The sequence below is a fragment of the Serratia sp. P2ACOL2 genome (assembly GCF_003691565.1).
GTDB classification, from domain to species: domain Bacteria; phylum Pseudomonadota; class Gammaproteobacteria; order Enterobacterales; family Enterobacteriaceae; genus Serratia; species Serratia liquefaciens.
Genome location: NZ_CP033162.1, coordinates 2,127,314 through 2,144,478, shown reverse-complemented (window position 1 = coordinate 2,144,478; position 17,165 = coordinate 2,127,314). Strand labels below are relative to the sequence as shown.

Sequence of the window (17,165 nt, the reverse complement as noted above, 5' to 3'; positions counted from 1 at the left end):
ATCAGCGATGAGTTCCTCAACGCTGATAAAAAGGGGTTGCCTTACTTGCTCACCGTCTCCGCTGAGTTCGGTACGGACGGCGCCGCTTTGGTCAAAAAAGGCGTCAGCTCTTCGATGAACGAAACAAAATCCCCGGTATCCAGAGTGGAAATTTCCAGCGAGGTCAGGGCCGGCGAAGTCACGCGGGTGAGCAGCGTAGAAATAGCGTCATAATCAAAGTTGAGCACATCGACCAGACGTAGACCGCGCAACGAGCCCGCTTGCTTAATGGTGTCGGTGATAGCGACGGTGCTGATTTCATTGCCGTTGCGCTTGATCGGGGTGGTAAGAGTAACTGACATTGTAAAGTTCTCCAGGCGGTAACCTGTACCGCCGTCATAGTAAGTGAGGGTTAAGCAGCCGAATCAGCTACCCATGCCAAGCGCTGAAGTGATGCGGTCCGGGTACAGATTTTTCCCGTTACGCTTATAGATAAAGTTCAGCAGGTCAATTTCCAGCAGCGCCTTGTCATCCACCGACAGCTTGTAATAGGTGTTTTTGATGGCATAGGTGTGATTGGTGTCGTCGCCCTGCTTGGCTTCACCCGGATCGATTTCGGTGATACGGCCGCGCATCTCGACTTCCATCAGCGAACTGGTGCCGCCGCTGTAGATTTCGCCGACAAAGCGCAAGCGCATTTCGTCAATATCGCCGCCGTATTTCAGGATCAGTTCCTCAACAACACCACCGACCACCATGGAAGCATCCAGGGCGCCGCCATCCAGGCCGAGATCAACCGCTACCGCCCCCAGCATCCCGCCGCCCTGATAATCCTCAGTTTTGCGGGTGACCTTTGGCAAGGTGACGCTGGGAACTTTGCCGATGTGATTGGTGCCATCGATAAACACCGTAAACAGCCGAAGTTTCTTAGGGATAGCCACTTATGCCCCTCCCAGCGACGCAAAGGCCGCTTCGTAATATTGATCGGTGAAGGTCTGGATCATGGTCAAATCTTCCAGCGGCGGCACCGGGCTGTAGTTGTAACGCACCACCGCCTTACCCTGACGAATGCCCGTCGTTGGGTTATCCACGATATCGAACCAGCACGCGGCGCCAATCAGTTTGCCGGCGGTGACCAATCCTTGCAGCTTGGCGTCAATACCGCTGACCACATCTTTGACGTTGGCCGGCGTTAGCGGGGTATCCACCGTGGTGAACTGCGCTTCCGCAATAGTGTCAGCCAGGATCTGCGCGGTACGGGTGTACACCTCAAAAATGTACTTTTCCGTGTCCGTGGTGCGGTTGCCCCAGAATCGGAAGCCGTCACGCTTTATCAGCGTGGTGACCTCGTTTGCATTCAACTCGTTGGCGTCTGAATCTTCCGCCTGCAGCGCCCAAAACACATCTTTGGAAATGCCGAGCACGTTACTGACCGCCACGTTGGAAAGCGATTTATGCCAGCCCTGCTCGTTGTCGATTTTCGCCCTGAGCCCCAGCGCATAGGCTACAGACGGAAACTCTTCGTTTTCGCCGGACTGCTGGTTATAGGCGATGAAGTTCGGCCAGAGCAGCATGCCTTCACGCTCAGCAAACTGCTCACGATAGGCTTTTGCCTCGACGATCGTCTCGCAACCATCGCAATAGCTGTAGGAGAACGCCCGCAGTTGCTTGGCGATCACACGCAACTGAGCGGTGACCTCCTGCGTGTCATACATCGGCACACCGAGAATGCGCGGGCGGTAGCCTACTTTCTGCTCGGCGGTCAGCAATGCAAACATACCGGTATAACTACCGTCAGCCTGGGAGCCGCCGATAATCAGTTGGGACTGCGTAGGCGCTCCCTCTTCCGTGCCGGCAGCAGCAACGCGCACCACAATGACTCGCGTGCTTACCTGGTCGGAAATAGCCTTTAGTGATTTGTACAGGGAGCCGGTTTTGCCCGCTTTGCCAAGTACGCTGATAACCCGCGTAATCAAAACCGGAGTGTTTAAGGGGAAAGTGGTAGCGTCAGCATCGTCCGCCACCGCAACCAGACCGATGACCGTTGAGTCAACGTCGTTGATCGCGGTTTGCAGGTCGGTGTTCTCCTTGACGCGCGCACCGTGGAAAAAATTGTCGGTCATACTGTACCGCCATCATGCTTGTGAGTTCGTGATGATATTCGCCGAAAAATGCCCCTGCGACACGCGACGCCGGTTGTCATGCCTCGGCGACAACAACGCGCGGTTTTCCCCATCGCGCGCGCATGAAACCATCAGCGCCGGAGGGATAACTCATGGCACTGATTACAGACTCGATCGACAAGGCAAAGTCGCTACTGGATGAAGGAACGGGGGGGATTAAGGATTACCAGGCAGAACTGTCCCGCGTGCCGGCATTCGGTGTATTGCTGGGCGGCAAGGCGTTGGCCGTATTGGATGAACGGATAATGTCACTGGAGATGACGGACAACCGCGGCTTTGAAGCCGATGAATTAACGATCACCGTGGATGATAGCGACGGCCAGCTCCAACTGCCGCCGCGAGGTGCTGAGCTTTCTGCATCGCTGGGATGGCGCGGTGAGGCGCTGATCTACAAAGGCGTTTTCATTGTTGACGAAGTGGCGCACTCCGGGCCGCCAGACACCATGACGATCACCGCTCGCAGTGCAGATTTTCGCGATGAGTTTAACGTTAAACGTGAGGTGTCCTGGCACGACGTTACCGTTGAGCGAGTTGTGTCTGCTATTGCTCGGCGATATAGCCTGAAACCGATCATATCCGAGTCGCTAATGGGGCTGGAGATCGACCACGCCGACCAGACGCAAGAAAGTGATATGTCCTTCCTGACGCGCATGGCTGAAATGCTGGGTGCCATCGCCACAGTGAAGAACGGCAGCCTGCTGTTTATCCTGCCCGGCGGCGGCGTCAGCGCATCAGGTGAGGCACTCCCCTCCTTCGCTATCACCCGCAGCAGTGGCGATCGACATTCATTCCGTATTGCCGACCGCGACGCCTATACGGGCGTACGCGCTTACTGGCTGGATCTGGAGTTTGGGAAGAAGAAAAAAGTTACGGTAAAAAAGCGCAAACCTGAGAAAAAGAAGGTGGAACGCAGCAGCAACCGCGAGGGTGATTATCTTGACGGTGAAGACGGCAATGTTTATGTGCTGCGCAAAACCTACAATAACGAAATCGCCGCAAAGCGCGCCGCCGCTGCAAAGTGGCAACAGCTAAAACGCGGCGCTGCTGAATTTACCCTCACGTTGGCTTATGGCCGCGCCGATTTATACCCGGAAATGCACGGCACCGTTACCGGATTTAAAACGGATATCGATAATCAGGACTGGATTATAGCCAGGGCAAGTCATTCTATTGATGGAAACGGCTTTACCACCCGGCTTGAATTTGAGGCAAAAATACCCGAATGGATTGCAGAAAGTGGAGAGTGACGGCCATAATGTCAGGGAGTTCAACTCCCGCCATGGGAGGCCATCATGTTTGTTTGCCCGATCTGCGGTGCCGTCGCTCGCACGCGTACCAGTCGCCGTCTCAGTGAAATGACGATCCGACAATATCATCAGTGTCAGAATTTCGAATGCAGCATCACGTTCACGACGCTAAACAGCGTTGAAAAATTGGTAACCAAGCGCGGCCCTAGTGATGTGTTACCGCCCGATTTTATCCCGCAAGACGCCTTCCCTACATCCCACTATGGGCGTGATCAACTTAACTTGATGTTGTAGCTACTTCCGCCCCGCAATCTCAAATATTGCGGGGCTTAAAGAAGATGATAAAACGCTTTTTACAGCTTAATTATCTTTGATAACATCATGCTCAATTATTACTAATTAAAATTGGATAGGGACATGAAAAGAATATTATTTTTTCTTGCTTTAGTATCTCTGGTCGGATGCAAACCAAATGCAGATAAAGCTTTAGAGCTTGCCCAAAAGGAAGTTGCAGCAGATACAAAAGATCCTGACAGCGCAAAGTTTAGATATCTGCGATTCGTACAGAAGGACGACATGCCAGATGGCACTGTAAACGGTTTAGTTTGTGGTCAGTTAAATGCGAAGAACGGCTTCGGTGCGTATGCAGGGTTTTCGCCGTTTATGCTGGAGATTCGTATGAAATCGAAAGGTTTTTTCTCTTCTAAAGTAACCTACTCAATTTTAGGTAAAAGAATTTATACCGAATACAACCAGCCTGACCTGGCTAGCTACCAGAAAGAATGCGGCCCTGATGAGTGATCGAAAATAACTTACTGCTTATCAGAAAGAAGCCCCGCACTGCGGGGCTTTGTCATTGTTGCATGAACACTTTTATCAAAGCATGGATGCTATGTGGATAGCGAGAAATATAATCCTTTATATTTCATAACATTAGGTTCATAACAAACCCCGCCAAAGCGGGGTTTTCTGTTTCTGATACCACGGAAAATCAGAAGTTATAACCGGCCACGATGTAGTAACCCCAGCCGGTGGATTTGATTGGGCCCTGTGGGGTGCCAATATCCACGCCGTCCTGCCACTGGCCGCCGTTATGGAAATAACGAGCCACGAACGAGTAGTGCCAGTGATCGTAGTTCAACGCCAGAATATGGCTGGAAGCGATAGAGTTGCTGGTACGCGCCTGACGACCGTTCACGGTGAAGTCGTCTTTGCCCAGATCGGAACCAAAGTCAAAGTTGGTGAAACCGATGTAGCTCAGATTGCCGCCCCACACCTGGGTCAACGGCACAAAGTATTTCACTTTGAAGCGGTAACCGTCCCAGCTGTTTTCGTTGGCAGCCTGGTAGTTTTCCCACTGGTATTTGGCATAGATGTTCATCGACAGGCTCATTGGCAAACCGGTGTCGATGTCGGTACCCAGACCCATATACCAGGTGTTCTGGCGACCGTCGGCGTTGTGGCCCAGGTCATAGATGTAGTTGTTGGCGAAGTACCATTCTTTGAACGGGCCAAAGCTCAGATCGGTGCCGGTCAGTTTGTCGATGGAGAAGCGAGGTTCAATTTCCATAAACATCGGAGAACCTTTGTCCCAGATACCACGGTCAGGGGTGTTGCCCACGCCGAAGAATTTAGGCACGTCGATGTAGCCGTAGAAGTCGAACCAATCTTTTTTGGCGAAGGCTTCATATTCCAGGTACAGATCGTTGTTCAACTGAGGTCCGAAACGGGTGTGGTAACTGCCCACCACGTTAACGCTTTGGTGCCACCAATCCGAGACGTATTGGCTGTCTTTGCTATCAGCCATTGAAGATGCACTGTAAGACGCTGCGAGCAGTACACCTGCTGCGAGAGCTATTTTTTTCATTTTATTACCACATGCTTAAAGGGCCATTTCCTGCCCGTTAGAAAAGATGACAATCAGTCTGACGACACCTGGCGTTGCCTCCGCTTACAAACTCTCGGGCGACGCGCGCATTATAGAAATCACTGGGTGTAAGAATCTGTGATCCAGTTATGCATTTCGCGAATAGGTAATCGATTGCGTTCACATTTGTCAAATTATGTTTCATGCAAATTCACGATCGCTGTGATTTTTGTCATGCCCGGTGATTTTTAAAGCATTTTTTGTGCCAATTGTAATCAATAAATAAAGTAACCGTCTCTGTCGCTGAAATGAAAATGCCGGCGCTAAAAGACGCCGGCATTTCTTGGAAATCTACTGCGGTCAATGGACGTGAAAACGCCTCACATGGGGGAAGCTCAGCTCACCGAAGGCAGTGCTTTGGCAATATTTTCCTGGCGAAAAACCACCTCCTGCCCCGGAGCTATCTCCCACTCTTTGGGCGGGATATCCACTTTCGGTGCAGCGGCGATGACCGAGCCAAAAATCAGTTTGCCTTCCCGGCGTAAAATACTGACATCAAGCTGGTATTCGTGACGTAAATTGGCGGTGGTCAGGCGCACGGTATCACCGCGCATAAAACGTTCGTCGTCAATCACTGGCTGCTGAATGAATTGAATATCGTCTCTCATTTTTTATGTTCCTTCAGGCAGAATCGCTAGTTAAATTCTAGTTCAACATTGGGCGACAGGCAGATAATTTCCGTTAATTTCCTCGGGTTGCCCGCCAACAGATCAACGAACCTGCCGTGACCATCACCACACCCTGCCAAAAATTGGCGGTCAGTGCAGTATTCAGCACCAGCGCGGCAAACACCGCCGACAGCACCGGCGTAAAGTAAGACGCCGTCGCCAATAGCGTCATATTGCCGCGCAATATACCCACGTTCCACGCCGCATAGCCTGCTCCCATTGCCATGCCCGCGCACAGCAACGTCAGGGTTACCGGCAACGTGAATTGCATACCGTTTTCGCTGCTGAATGCATATTTCAACCACAGTGCCAGGGCGGTCAGCGTAATGAACAACACCACGCCGTTATGACCCTGGGCAATTTTCTTGGTCAGATTGCAATACAGCGCCCAAATAACTGCACCGCCAAAAGCCAACGAATAACTCAGCGGATTGCTGCGCACGTTTTCCAGCATTTGCGCCGGCGACCAGCCGCCCTCGCCGCTCATGATCCAGCCAATGCCGAACAAGGACAGCAACAGCCCCGGCAGCAGCCACCACTTGGCTTTTTGCCCATTAAACACCAGGGCCATCAGCACGGTGAAACAGGGCCACAGGTAGTTGATCATTCCCACTTCAATCGCTTGCAGACGGGTATTGGCATAGCCCAAAGACAACGACAGGCAGATTTCATAGCTGACAAACAGCAGGCTGCCGAGGAGCAGGTAGGGGCGTGGGAACAGGCGTAAATTCGGCATGCGCAGCGCCAACAGCAAAAATACCGCGCTGACGCTGTAGATCATTGCTGCCCCGCCAATCGGCCCCAGTCCTTCGCTGACGCTGCGTATCAGGCCAACCACGCTGCTCCACAGCAGGATCGCCAACAGACCGAGCAAGGTGGCTTTATATTGGGCGGACAGAGAAGACATGAAAGCGTTCCAATCAGTTATTTTTTATCAGGATTTTCACTCTACTGCCCGGTGATAAAAAAAGAAAGGCGGGAAAGCCCGCCTCGGAGTACCTATCGTTTCCTGGTGGGGGCGCTGCATACTGCGCCCTATAGCATAATCAATGAGTTGAATCGGGGCGAAGATGGCCGCCCCCCTACCGATTTACCCCTGGATGGGTTCATCAACAGCCTTGGCCTTATTGCTGCGGCTGCCGTTCAAACTGCGGCGGCGGCTGACGGAAACGCCGGGTGAGATATACCAGGTAGGCAAAACCCAGCCCGGCCCAGATCAGCCCCATGGTCAGCGAGCTTTTTTCCAGGTTAAGCCACAGCACGCCAACCGTTAACGCCCCCACCAACGGCAGGAACAGGTAGTTAAATCGGTCCTTCCAGCTTTTGTTGCGCCCCTCGCGAATGTAGAAATGGCTGATCACCGACAGGTTAACGAAGGTGAAGGCCACCAGCGCACCGAAGTTGATCAGCGCGGTCGCGGTGACCAGATCGAAAGACAGCGCCGACAGCGCCACCAGCCCAACCAGCAACACGTTCAATGAGGGGGTGCGCCATTTCGGGTGGATATAGCCGAAATACTTTTCCGGAAACACGTTGTCGCGCCCCATCACGTACAGCAGTCGCGAAACGCTGGCGTGCGAGGCCAGCCCCGATGCCAGGGTATTGATAAAGGTAATACAGAGGAAAATTGACTGGAACAGCTTGCCGCCCACGTACAGCGCGATTTCCGGCAGCGCCGCGTCCGGTTGATGGAAGCGCTGAATAGATGGGAAAAACAGCTGAATAAAGAAGGAAACGCTGATGAAGATTACCCCGCCGTACAGCGCAGTCAGGAAGATGGCCTTCGGGATCACCTTGGCGGCATCGGGCGTTTCCTCACACAGGGTGGTGACCGCGTCGAAGCCGAGAAACGAAAAGCACAAAATAGTGGCGCCGGTGATAATCGGCAGCAAATGCGCATTCTCATTGATGAAGGGTTGCAGACTCCACACCGTCCCCAGTCCTTCACCGTTATGCAGACCGCGCACGACCAGGAAGATAAACACCACGATGATCGCTATCTGGGCCAAAACAAACAGGGTGTTAAAGTTAGCCACCAAATTGACGCTTTTCAGGTTGATGGCAGTAATGATGATCACAAAGCCTACCACCCACACCCACGGCGGCACCTCGGGGAACAGCGCGGTCAAATAAATCTTTGCCAACAGGGTGTTGATCATCGGCAGGAACAGGTAGTCAAGCAGCGAGGACCACCCCACCAAAAAACCGACGTGCGGGTTAATGGCCTTTTGCGCATAGGTATAGGCGGAACCGGCGGTCGGAAACTTGCGAACCAACTTGCCGTAGCTGATGGCGGTAAACAACACGCCGGCCAGCGCCAACAGATAAGCGGCCGGGACGTGGCCGTCGGTCAGGCCGGAGACAATGCCGAAGGTGTCAAACACCGTCATGGGCGTCAGGTAAGCCAACCCCATCATCACCACTTGCCACAGCTTCAGGCTTTTACGCAGTTGCGGCTTGGCCGCCTCATTAACCTCGATCGCATTAATCGCCATGGCGTTTCCCCCCTTTGTCCTCTGCTGGTAACCGTTTAACGTCATTCAGAGAGGCCGCGGGGAAACTGCTGCTCAGGCGGCGGTAGGGACGATGCAAAGACAAAAAAACGCGGCCAGCGGAAGGCCCATATTTACTGCGGCACAGGCAACCGCCCGCGCAGGTTGATGGAACAGTTATGGCTGTCATGGTTCTTTCCTCGCCGGCGTCCTGTACGCCAAGTAGAAGAAATGCTTTACCGCTGCGCGCAGCTTCGCAGGCCACAGGATAGCCGGCGGAATGCGCCAGACGCGCGCGGTATCATCGAGGATGAGCGGGTTCAGGCGTTTTTCAGCATCCACTCGATTTCGGTATCGGTGATCAGGCGCTCAAACTGCACCAGCTCATCCGTTTTACAGGCCAGATAAACATGGCTGAACCTTTCACCCAGCAGCGCATTCAACACCGGCTGATGCTCGAATTCATACAGTGCATCGCTCTGGCGGATAGGGAATGGCAGTCCGTCCTGCTCCAGCCCGTTGCCGGTTACCGGCTCTTGCAGCGGCAGCGGTGTTTCCAGCCCGTAGACGATGCCCGCCAGGATGGTCGCCATCACCAGATAAGGGTTGGCATCGGCACCGGCCACGCGGTACTCCACCCGGTGGCTATCACGGTCGCCGCAAGGGATACGCAGTGCCACTGTGCGGTTGTTATGGCCCCAGGATGCCTGAGTCGGCACGTACATGCCCGGCTGGAAGCGGCGGTAGGCGTTAACGTTTGGCGCCAACAGCGCAATAGAAGAAGGCATCAGGGCGATCATTCCCGCCAGAGCCTGTTTCAACAATGCAGAGTCTTCGCCGTCATCATCGGCGAGGACATTGTTGCCCTGACGGTCCAGCATGCTGATATGCACGTGCATGCCACTGCCGGCGTGCTCTTCATACGGCTTGGCCATGAAGGTGGCCTGCATGTTGTGTTTTTCTGCCACCATGCGGATCAGGCGTTTCAACGCCAGCGCATGGTCGCAGGCCTGCAGCACGTTGTCGGTATGGTGCAGATTGACTTCAAACTGACCGGGCGAGGCTTCGGCCACCGCACCGTCAGCCGGCAGCCCCTGCAGGCGTGCCAGTTCGTCGATCTCACTTAACACGTCGGCAAAGTTGTTAAGGTTGTCTACCGAATAGACCTGGCTTTGGGTGTTACGCTCCTGCGTACCCGGCGCACACGGCGGCTGCAGATACCCTTCCGAATCACGCTGACGATCGATGAGATAGAACTCCAACTCTACCGCTACTACGGGGGATAGCCCGCGCTGACGCAAACGCTGCCACACTCGGTTCAGCACATTGCGCGGTTCAACGTCAAAGGGAGTACCATCTTCATCCAGCATGGTGAGAAGTACCTGGCCGATATATTGTGGATCTGCCGCCGACGGCGTCAGCGTGCCCAATACCGGTACACAGATGTGGTCCGGCTCACCGAGCTCTTGCCCCAATCCGGCCTCTTCAACCACGTTGCCAAGAATATCCATCGCAAACACCGACGCTGGGAAGTAACAGCCCTTCTCCAGTTTGCTCAGCCCGCCAACCGGTATCCGTTTGCCGCGGAAGCTGCCGTTAAGGTCGGTCAACAGAACGTCAACGTGCTGAGTTAATGGATAACGTTCCAGATACTTCTTCACTTCACGTTGGAACGCGCTACTTCGCTTTTCTTCGTGGTGCTGAACAAAGTTTTCCACTTCTACTATGTTGGTCTGCATGATTCACCCGCCATGTATGTTTTTGTCTGTGGTTCTCACACTTATTGCCGTCGATGTTTTTTGACCATCTTGCTCAATATAATGTCCACCAATGAAACATAGATGCAACAAAATTGTTTTGCAAGTGTTACTTTTAGTTTGAATATTGCCCATCTCACTGCTAGATTTATAAAATATTGAACGGAAACGGCAGTGGAGAAGCTTATCGTTCATAATTTCGAACATACCAAGGGGACAGCATGGGCAATATATTTAACAGACCAGTGGTCGGCGTAGTGATGTGCAGGTATAGGTTAAACGGGCACCTCACTCAGACCTTGCAAGAAAAGTACCTAAATGCCGTTATCGCTGCGGGCGGGTTGCCGATAGCCCTGCCACACGCGCTGGCAGAACCGAAACTGCTCGAAGAGTTACTGCCACAACTCGATGGCATTCTGTTGCCAGGCAGCCCCAGTAATGTGCAGCCGCACCTTTATGGTGAAAACGGCGATGAGCCTGACGCCGATCCCGGGCGAGACGAATTGAGCCTGGCGCTGATCTGCCACTCGCTCGACAGGCGCATTCCCCTTTTCGCCATTTGCCGTGGCATGCAGGAAATGGTGGTCGCCACCCAGGGCGCCCTGCACCGCCGGCTGTATGAACTGCCCGAGCTGCTGGAACACCGTGAAGATCACGACCTGCCGCTCGAACAGCAATATGCCCCTGCCCACGAGGTCATCGTTCAGGAAGGGGGCCTACTCTCGCAACTGATACCGGATTGCAACAGATTCTGGGTGAACTCACTGCATGGCCAGGGCGCGAAGACGCTGGGATCCAGCGTACGTATCGAAGCCCACGCCGCCGACGGGTTGGTAGAAGCCATCAGCCTGCGCGATCAGCCCTTTGCGCTGGGCGTGCAATGGCACCCGGAATGGAACAGCGAGGAATATGCTCTGTCACGCCTGCTGTTTGAAGGTTTCATTAACGCCTGCCGGAACTATCAAAAGGAAAAACGCCCATGAGCGATGTCAGCTTGGCACCGGGCAAACGTCTGTCGCAAATCCGCCAGCAATTGGGATTATCGCAGCGCCGCGCGGCCGAACTGTCTGGGTTAACTCACAGCGCCATCAGCACCATCGAACAGGACAAGGTCAGTCCGGCCATCAGCACCTTACAAAAGCTGCTGACGGTGTACGGGCTGTCCCTGTCGGCATTTTTCGCCGAACCGGAGAAGCCGGCCGAGCCACGGATTGTTATCGACTACCAGGATCTGATCGAGATTGGCAGCCAGGGGGTTTCTATGAAACTGATCCACAACGGCGATCCTAATCGCACCCTGGCGATGATGATCGAAACCTATGAGCCGGGTACCACCACCGGTGAACGCATCAAGCATCAGGGGGAAGAGATTGGCACCCTGCTGGAAGGCGAAGTCGTGCTGCAGGTCAACGGGCAGGCTTATCCCCTGCTGGCCGGCCAGAGCTACGCCATCAATACCGGCATTCCCCACAGTTTCAGCAACACGTCGGCGCGGATTTGCCGGATTATCAGCGCCCATACGCCGACGACATTCTGATCAACGGAGCAAGGTATGGACTTCCACCACCTGCAGTATTGGCAACACCGGGCGCAAGCCCTGAATATTGAGAACCGACTGTTTATCAATGGCCGCTATCAGCAGGCGGCCGAAGGCGAAACCTTTGCCGTGGAGGATCCTGCCGGTCAGCGAGAGCTGACTCAGGTGGCCCGAGGAAGCAGCGTAGATATTGACCTGGCGGTCAGCGCCGCCCGCGAGGTGTTTGAGCGGGGCGACTGGTCGCGCGCGGCTCCGGCGCAACGCAAGGCTACGCTGCTCAAGCTGGCGACATTGATGGAACAACACTGCGAAGAGCTGGCGCTGCTGGAAACGCTGGACACCGGCAAACCGATTCGTCACAGCCTGCGCGATGATGTGCCTGGCGCTATTCGTTGCCTGCGTTGGTATGCCGAAGCGATCGATAAGGTTTATGGCGAAATCGCCCCTACCGGCAGCGATGCGCTGGCGTTGATCGAACGCGAACCCATTGGCGTGGTCGGCGCCATAGTGCCGTGGAATTTCCCGTTATTGCTCGCCTGCTGGAAGCTCGGCCCGGCGCTGGCCACCGGCAACAGCGTGATCCTCAAACCTTCAGAGAAATCGCCACTGAGCGCGATCTATCTGGGGCAACTGGCGCAGCAGGCCGGGCTGCCGGACGGCGTGCTGAATATCGTTCCCGGTTATGGTCACGATGCCGGTAAAGCGCTGGCGCTGCATAACGACGTCGACGCGCTGACCTTCACCGGTTCAACCCAGGTTGCCAAACAACTGATGATCTATGCCGGCCAATCCAATATGAAACGGGTCTGGCTGGAAGCCGGTGGCAAAAGCGCCAATATCATCTTTGCCGACTGCCCGGATCTGGATAAGGCCGCACAAAGCGCCGCCGCCGGGATTTTTTATAACCAGGGGCAAGTGTGCATCGCCGGTACTCGACTGCTGGTGGAAGAGAGCATACAGCAAGAATTTTTACAGGCGTTGCGCCGCCATGCCGCAGCCTTTGCACCAGGCAATCCGCTCGATCCGGCGACGGTGATGGGCACGCTGATTGATCAGGGCCACTGCGAGAAAGTGGCCGACTATATCGAACAGGGTTTGACTCAGGGCGCTGCGCTGTTCCTCGACGGTCGCGATCATCCACAAGGTGAACACGGCGGTTATCTCGGCCCAACTATTCTCACCCAGGTAGACAACGCCATGAGCGTGGCGCGCGACGAAATCTTCGGCCCGGTATTGGCGGTCACTTCATTTAGCGGCGAGCAGCAGGCCATGCAGTTGGCTAACGACAGCGACTACGGCCTGGGGGCTGCAATCTGGACCCGCGACCTGTCCCGTGCCCATCGTTTGGCGCGTCAGCTAAAAGCCGGCACGGTGTTCGTCAATAACTACAACGACGGGGACATGACCGTTCCTTTCGGTGGTTACAAACAAAGCGGTAACGGCCGCGACAAGTCACTGCACGCACTGGACAAATTCACCGAGCTGAAAACCACCTGGATTTCATTGGAATAAGGGCAGAGATCATGACTGAACACGTAAAAAGCTATTATGCGGCTTCGGCCAACAGCCACGCGCCCTACCCGCAGCTGAATGAATCCATTGAATGCGACGTCTGTATCGTCGGCGGCGGCTACACCGGTTTGTCATCGGCGCTGTTTCTGGTAGAGGCGGGGTACAACGTGGTGGTGCTGGAGTCTGCCCGCATCGGTTTCGGTGCCAGCGGACGTAACGGCGGGCAATTGGTGAACTCCTACAGCCGCGATATCGACGTCATTGAACAGCGTTATGGCGCCGAAAGCGCCCGCCTGCTCGGCAGCATGATGTTTGAAGGCGCAGAGATCATTCGCAGCCGTATCCAACGGTACGCCATCGAATGTGACTATCGCCCTGGCGGCATCTTCGCCGCGCTGAACAACCGGCAATATCATGCGTTGATCGAACAAAAACAGCACTGGGAGCGCTACGGCAATACCCAGCTTGAATTGCTGGACGCCGAGCGTATCCGCCAGGAGGTCGATAGCGAGCGCTACGTCGGCGCGCTGCTGGATCACAGCGGCGGCCATATTCACCCACTGAATCTGGCGCTCGGTGAAGCCGAAGCCATTCGCCTGCAGGGTGGACGGATCTTCGAACAGTCTGCGGTCACCCACATCCGTCATGGCGAACCGGCAATCGTCAGCACCGCCAACGGCCAGGTGACAGCGCGTTATGTGATTGTCGCCGGCAACGCTTATCTGGGCGATAAGCTGGAACCGCGGCTGGCGAAACGTAGCATGCCGTGTGGCACCCAGGTAGTGGCTACCGAACCGCTGGCGCCGGAAGTGGCGCGATCGCTGATCCCACAAAATTACTGCGTCGAAGACTGTAACTACCTGCTGGATTATTACCGTATCACCGGCGATAACCGCCTGTTGTACGGCGGCGGCGTAGTGTATGGCGCCCGCGATCCGGACGATATCGACAATCTGATCCGGCCAAAGCTACTGAAAACCTTCCCGCAGCTCAAAGGTGTGCGTCTCGACTATCGCTGGACCGGTAATTTCCTGCTGACGCTGTCGCGCATGCCGCAGTTTGGTCGGCTGGAAAATAACGTGTATTACATGCAGGGCTACAGCGGCCACGGGGTGACCTGTACTCATTTGGCGGGCAAACTGATTGCCGAGCTGATGCGCGGCGATGCGGAAAGGTTCGATGCGTTTGCCAAGCTGCCGCACCTGCCGTTCTTCGGCGGTCGCAACCTGCAAATTCCTTTCACCGCGATTGGTGCAGCTTACTACCAGCTGCGGGATCGGATTGGGGTGTAACGCTATCGGGCCCGGTATACCACCGGGCCCGAAATTACCGCTTAAACAATCTTCGGCTGGCCGTCAGAGGCGGTCGCCCCGCCGTCTACCGGGATGTTGGCGCCATTGATAAAACTGGCGTCGTCACTGGCCAGAAATGCCATTACTGCCGCCACCTCTTCCGGCTCCGCCGCTCGGCCTAACGCAATACGCTCGTTAAACTTGTCGCGGATCTCCTGCGGCCAGCCGTTGGTCATATTGGTTTTCACCAGGCTCGGACATACCGAGTTGACCCGCACACCGTCACCGCCATGATCCAGCGCCATGGCACGCGTCAGGTTAACCACCGCCCCTTTCGCCGCGCAGTAGTACGCCGCGCCCCAGTCACCACCCAGCCCGGAAACCGACGCGGTGTTAACGATGCAGCCTTTGGTTTTCAGCAGATACGGCATGGCGAATTTGGAACAGAACACCACGCCATCGATATCCACCCCGGCAATGCGTCGCCAGTCGGCAACGCTGGTTTCCAATACGCTGCCGGCCACGTGCACGCCTGCGTTATTGAGCAGCACGTCGATGCGGCCTAATTTTTCGGCCACCTCATTCATCATTTTTTCAACCGCAACGTGGTCGGAAACGTCAATATGTACCGCCAGTGCCTTGCCTTTAGGCAGCGAAGCGGCAACTTTGTCCACCGCCTCCTTCGCCCAGTCAGCCAATACCACGGTAGCCCCTTCGGCAGAAAAACGACGCGCTGCCGCCTCTCCCATCCCATTGCCTGCACCGGTGATCACTACCACTTTATTGTCAAAACGCATGAGACCTCCTCCATGTGAATGTATTTCTATAAATCATACAAATCCTAATGGTTCGAGGATAAAACTCATGGACGACGAGTGACAGTCAAAATGTGCGCTTTATTAATCACAAAGAGGTATTCAGTGCGAATTCAATGCGCTAGGTCAGGCATTATCGGAATTAAGCCAAGCATTTGATAGAGTTAATAAAATTCATATCAGTGACTATTGCCAACGCGCATTATCACCTATCAATAAGTCCCGTACCGTCGCGTTAGTGCAGTTGGCGAGGTTCATTACTTCGCAATGGGGATCACCAACAGGTCAACGTTAAGGTTATTGATCGCCTGCCGGGCCGAAGATATCCATCTGCTCCAGATATCGTGATGATGGCCAAAGATAATCAGATCAATGCCTTTCTCTTTCGCCGCCCGGTTCAATTCTTCCGTCAGTTCGCCGCGGCTGATAATCACCTCTTCAACCGGGTAAGACGACTGATCCTTGATCGCATTCAGCATGTTTTTGACACGCTCCGAAAAAGTTCTGTCGGTGTAGTTGTATTCACCCACGCCCAGCTCAGCGTAATAGCCGCCACGGTGGATATCGATATAAATCAGGGATAGCCTGGCATTCAGTGCGCTTGCTAACTTGGCGCCTTTGCCGAGCAAAAATTCAGCGTCTTCGCTGAGATCGGTTGCCACAACGATATGATGATAAGCCATGATTACAGCCCTCCGCATTGCGCTGGTGAACAAAGTGGCGCTCCCTGCCAGGGCCTTTCCGCATGTTTGTTATGCTGTTTAAGTTTAGTTCAGCGCTGAAATAATCGCCTGCCCCTGGCCTTATTGTTCTTTTTATAGAACGATGCATCCTGAGTTAGCCCTCTAGTGGAATTTTCCTCTGGCCCTACACTGTTAACAAGCACTGAGATTAACCCTTGGTTAAACAAAGTTAATTGTTGTCTACGTCCCGACCACAGAGGAAAGAAAGATGAGCTCTCCAGCAAACTTTAATGGCCAGCGTCCTGTTATTGATGCCAATGACGCGGTGATGTTGTTGATTGACCACCAGAGCGGCCTGTTCCAAACCGTCGGCGATATGCCGATGACTGAACTGCGCGCTCGCGCTGGCGCACTGGCCAGTATCGCTACGCTAAGCAAATTGCCGGTCATTACCACGGCTTCCGTTCCACAGGGTCCTAACGGCCCCTTGATCCCAGAAATCCACCAAAATGCACCGCATGCGCAATATGTGGCGCGCAAAGGCGAAATCAACGCCTGGGATAATCCAGATTTTGTTGCGGCCGTAAAAGCGACCGGGCGTAAAACCCTGATTATCGCCGGAACCATCACCAGCGTTTGCATGGCCTTCCCGTCGATCAGCGCCGTGGCAGAGGGTTATAAGGTCTTTGCCGTTATCGACGCCTCCGGCACCTACTCTAAAATGGCGCAGGAGATTACTATGGCGCGAGTGGTGCAGGCCGGAGTGGTACCGATCGATACCGCCGGCGTGGCCTCTGAACTGCAGGGCAGTTGGAACCGCGAGGATGCACAGCAATGGGCTGAGGTTTACACCAAAATCTTCCCGGCATATCAGTTGCTGATTGAAAGCTATGTTAAAGCTCAGGACGTGGTGAAGAATAACGAAGTGCTGGATTCCCGGCGCAGCTAACGGTCACGTCAGGCTGGCCTGCTTCATTCTGGGCCAGCCTGTTTACCGGGGCAACAGGCATAAAAAAACCCGGCTTTCGGCCAGGTCATCAATGTTTGTCGGTTACTTTCCCGACCGTCATGTT

The 17,165-nt window shown here is 54.5% G+C and carries 18 protein-coding genes; 8 read left to right on the top strand and 10 right to left on the bottom strand.

Features of this window, described 5'->3' with window-relative positions; genetic code table 11:
- Nucleotides 1-41 precede the first annotated feature (41 nt).
- The 3 genes from EBA31_RS10590 to EBA31_RS10580 form a co-directional block, all read right to left on the bottom strand.
- A complete protein-coding gene (locus tag EBA31_RS10590; RefSeq protein WP_122078877.1) occupies nt 42-341 on the bottom strand; it encodes a phage tail assembly protein in 300 nt (99 codons plus the stop codon).
- Between the two features lie 63 nt (nt 342-404).
- Nucleotides 405-920 (bottom strand): phage major tail tube protein, encoded by a 516-nt coding sequence (locus EBA31_RS10585; RefSeq protein WP_122078874.1) that lies wholly within the window; start codon nt 918-920, stop codon nt 405-407.
- A complete protein-coding gene (locus tag EBA31_RS10580) occupies nt 921-2,102 on the bottom strand; it encodes a phage tail sheath subtilisin-like domain-containing protein (protein WP_122078871.1) in 1,182 nt (393 codons plus the stop codon).
- 152 nt (nt 2,103-2,254) lie between these two features.
- On the opposite strand from EBA31_RS10580, the gene EBA31_RS10575 reads away from it, so the two are divergent.
- From EBA31_RS10575 to EBA31_RS10565, 3 genes are all read left to right on the top strand, one after another.
- A complete protein-coding gene (locus EBA31_RS10575) occupies nt 2,255-3,409 on the top strand; it encodes a phage late control D family protein (protein ID WP_122078869.1) in 1,155 nt (384 codons plus the stop codon).
- A 45-nt stretch (nt 3,410-3,454) separates the two neighbouring features.
- On the top strand, nt 3,455-3,703 hold the full coding sequence (locus tag EBA31_RS10570; protein ID WP_122078867.1) for an ogr/Delta-like zinc finger family protein: 249 nt from the start codon (nt 3,455-3,457) through the stop codon (nt 3,701-3,703).
- Nucleotides 3,704-3,826: 123 nt separating this feature from the next.
- On the top strand, nt 3,827-4,210 hold the full coding sequence (locus tag EBA31_RS10565; RefSeq protein WP_122078864.1) for a hypothetical protein: 384 nt from the start codon (nt 3,827-3,829) through the stop codon (nt 4,208-4,210).
- Between the two features lie 190 nt (nt 4,211-4,400).
- Here the strand turns inward: EBA31_RS10565 and EBA31_RS10560 are convergent, their stop codons facing one another.
- From EBA31_RS10560 to EBA31_RS10535, 5 genes are all read right to left on the bottom strand, one after another.
- Complete coding sequence (locus EBA31_RS10560) at nt 4,401-5,276, bottom strand: nucleoside-specific channel-forming protein Tsx (RefSeq protein ID WP_041414482.1); 876 nt, start codon at nt 5,274-5,276, stop codon at nt 4,401-4,403.
- A gap of 395 nt (nt 5,277-5,671) precedes the next feature.
- Complete coding sequence (locus tag EBA31_RS10555; protein ID WP_020826505.1) at nt 5,672-5,944, bottom strand: hypothetical protein; 273 nt, start codon at nt 5,942-5,944, stop codon at nt 5,672-5,674.
- 73 nt (nt 5,945-6,017) lie between these two features.
- Nucleotides 6,018-6,911, bottom strand: coding sequence for an aromatic amino acid DMT transporter YddG (gene yddG / locus EBA31_RS10550; protein ID WP_122078862.1), 894 nt, complete (start codon nt 6,909-6,911; stop codon nt 6,018-6,020).
- 217 nt (nt 6,912-7,128) lie between these two features.
- Nucleotides 7,129-8,499 carry an APC family permease gene (locus tag EBA31_RS10545; protein WP_020826503.1) on the bottom strand — a complete coding sequence of 457 codons (1,371 nt, stop codon included), beginning with the start codon at nt 8,497-8,499 and terminating at the stop codon, nt 7,129-7,131.
- A gap of 317 nt (nt 8,500-8,816) precedes the next feature.
- On the bottom strand, nt 8,817-10,235 hold the full coding sequence (locus EBA31_RS10535) for a glutamine synthetase family protein (protein ID WP_020826502.1): 1,419 nt from the start codon (nt 10,233-10,235) through the stop codon (nt 8,817-8,819).
- Nucleotides 10,236-10,474: 239 nt separating this feature from the next.
- Between EBA31_RS10535 and puuD the strand changes: the two genes are divergently transcribed.
- From puuD to EBA31_RS10515, 4 genes are read left to right on the top strand one after another with little or no spacing between them, the layout of a single operon-like run.
- A complete protein-coding gene (puuD, locus tag EBA31_RS10530) occupies nt 10,475-11,236 on the top strand; it encodes a gamma-glutamyl-gamma-aminobutyrate hydrolase (RefSeq protein ID WP_122078857.1) in 762 nt (253 codons plus the stop codon).
- On the top strand, nt 11,233-11,790 hold the full coding sequence (gene puuR, locus EBA31_RS10525; RefSeq protein WP_020826500.1) for an HTH-type transcriptional regulator PuuR: 558 nt from the start codon (nt 11,233-11,235) through the stop codon (nt 11,788-11,790). The genes puuD and puuR overlap by 4 nt, the downstream gene beginning before the upstream one ends.
- Before the next feature lie 15 nt (nt 11,791-11,805).
- On the top strand, nt 11,806-13,302 hold the full coding sequence (gene puuC, locus EBA31_RS10520) for an aldehyde dehydrogenase PuuC (protein ID WP_122078855.1): 1,497 nt from the start codon (nt 11,806-11,808) through the stop codon (nt 13,300-13,302).
- Nucleotides 13,303-13,313: 11 nt separating this feature from the next.
- Nucleotides 13,314-14,594: an FAD-binding oxidoreductase gene (locus EBA31_RS10515; protein WP_122078852.1), complete on the top strand. Its 1,281-nt coding sequence runs from the start codon at nt 13,314-13,316 to the stop codon at nt 14,592-14,594.
- Between the two features lie 41 nt (nt 14,595-14,635).
- Here the strand turns inward: EBA31_RS10515 and EBA31_RS10510 are convergent, their stop codons facing one another.
- Together EBA31_RS10510 and EBA31_RS10505 are read right to left on the bottom strand one after the other, a co-directional pair.
- Nucleotides 14,636-15,391: an SDR family NAD(P)-dependent oxidoreductase gene (locus EBA31_RS10510; RefSeq protein ID WP_020826497.1), complete on the bottom strand. Its 756-nt coding sequence runs from the start codon at nt 15,389-15,391 to the stop codon at nt 14,636-14,638.
- A gap of 275 nt (nt 15,392-15,666) precedes the next feature.
- Complete coding sequence (locus EBA31_RS10505; protein WP_020826496.1) at nt 15,667-16,092, bottom strand: universal stress protein; 426 nt, start codon at nt 16,090-16,092, stop codon at nt 15,667-15,669.
- Nucleotides 16,093-16,360: 268 nt separating this feature from the next.
- Here EBA31_RS10505 and EBA31_RS10500 point away from each other — a divergent pair, with 268 nt between their 5' ends.
- Entirely contained in the window at nt 16,361-17,041 is a 681-nt protein-coding gene (locus EBA31_RS10500) for a hydrolase (protein WP_122078849.1), read from the top strand.
- The last annotated feature ends 124 nt before the right edge of the window (nt 17,042-17,165 follow it).

Excerpts from the sequence above, each read along its gene's own strand:
- EBA31_RS10500 (WP_122078849.1), top strand. The coding sequence starts at position 16,361 with ATGAGCTCTCCAGCAAACTTTAATGGCCAGCGTCCTGTTATTGATGCC.
- EBA31_RS10515 (WP_122078852.1), top strand. The coding sequence starts at position 13,314 with ATGACTGAACACGTAAAAAGCTATTATGCGGCTTCGGCCAACAGCCAC.
- yddG (WP_122078862.1), bottom strand. The coding sequence starts at position 6,911 with ATGTCTTCTCTGTCCGCCCAATATAAAGCCACCTTGCTCGGTCTGTTG.
- puuR (WP_020826500.1), top strand. The coding sequence starts at position 11,233 with ATGAGCGATGTCAGCTTGGCACCGGGCAAACGTCTGTCGCAAATCCGC.
- EBA31_RS10545 (WP_020826503.1), bottom strand. The coding sequence starts at position 8,499 with ATGGCGATTAATGCGATCGAGGTTAATGAGGCGGCCAAGCCGCAACTG.
- EBA31_RS10575 (WP_122078869.1), top strand. The coding sequence starts at position 2,255 with ATGGCACTGATTACAGACTCGATCGACAAGGCAAAGTCGCTACTGGAT.
- EBA31_RS10510 (WP_020826497.1), bottom strand. The coding sequence starts at position 15,391 with ATGCGTTTTGACAATAAAGTGGTAGTGATCACCGGTGCAGGCAATGGG.
- EBA31_RS10560 (WP_041414482.1), bottom strand. The coding sequence starts at position 5,276 with ATGAAAAAAATAGCTCTCGCAGCAGGTGTACTGCTCGCAGCGTCTTAC.
- EBA31_RS10505 (WP_020826496.1), bottom strand. The coding sequence starts at position 16,092 with ATGGCTTATCATCATATCGTTGTGGCAACCGATCTCAGCGAAGACGCT.
- puuD (WP_122078857.1), top strand. The coding sequence starts at position 10,475 with ATGGGCAATATATTTAACAGACCAGTGGTCGGCGTAGTGATGTGCAGG.
- EBA31_RS10535 (WP_020826502.1), bottom strand. The coding sequence starts at position 10,235 with ATGCAGACCAACATAGTAGAAGTGGAAAACTTTGTTCAGCACCACGAA.
- EBA31_RS10570 (WP_122078867.1), top strand. The coding sequence starts at position 3,455 with ATGTTTGTTTGCCCGATCTGCGGTGCCGTCGCTCGCACGCGTACCAGT.
- EBA31_RS10565 (WP_122078864.1), top strand. The coding sequence starts at position 3,827 with ATGAAAAGAATATTATTTTTTCTTGCTTTAGTATCTCTGGTCGGATGC.
- EBA31_RS10580 (WP_122078871.1), bottom strand. The coding sequence starts at position 2,102 with ATGACCGACAATTTTTTCCACGGTGCGCGCGTCAAGGAGAACACCGAC.
- EBA31_RS10590 (WP_122078877.1), bottom strand. The coding sequence starts at position 341 with ATGTCAGTTACTCTTACCACCCCGATCAAGCGCAACGGCAATGAAATC.
- EBA31_RS10555 (WP_020826505.1), bottom strand. The coding sequence starts at position 5,944 with ATGAGAGACGATATTCAATTCATTCAGCAGCCAGTGATTGACGACGAA.
- puuC (WP_122078855.1), top strand. The coding sequence starts at position 11,806 with ATGGACTTCCACCACCTGCAGTATTGGCAACACCGGGCGCAAGCCCTG.